This is a genomic window from Bacillus sp. SIMBA_026 (genome assembly GCF_046535335.1).
GTDB lineage: Bacteria > Bacillota > Bacilli > Bacillales > Bacillaceae > Bacillus > Bacillus velezensis.
In genome coordinates, this window is the sequence record NZ_JAWRWX010000525.1 from 1 (window position 1) to 231 (window position 231).

A 231-nucleotide genomic window follows, 5' to 3' on the forward strand; every position below is an offset into this window, starting at 1 on the left:
GTCCTCGGGAATAGCCTCGTTCGTGTTGTTCATGTACGCGGCCGTAATCGCGCGTTCCAGAATCGGCCGCTCCACGTCGTCCAGCCCATCATTTGGCGCGGCCATCTTCGTGAAGATCGTCGAGAGCAGCGACATCTCTTCTTGAAGCCCCCCCAATGGAATTGATGTGAAAGGATTGAGAGAAAGCAAGCTTTCTTTGGAGAAGGTGATGACCTGGCATTTATCGGGGCC

General features: G+C 54.5%; 1 protein-coding gene. It reads right to left on the reverse strand.

Annotated features, from left to right (window positions below; all coding sequences use genetic code 11):
• On the reverse strand, nucleotides 1-231 hold a 231-nt coding region (locus SB847_RS22405), incomplete at both ends, for a hypothetical protein (RefSeq protein WP_410578976.1).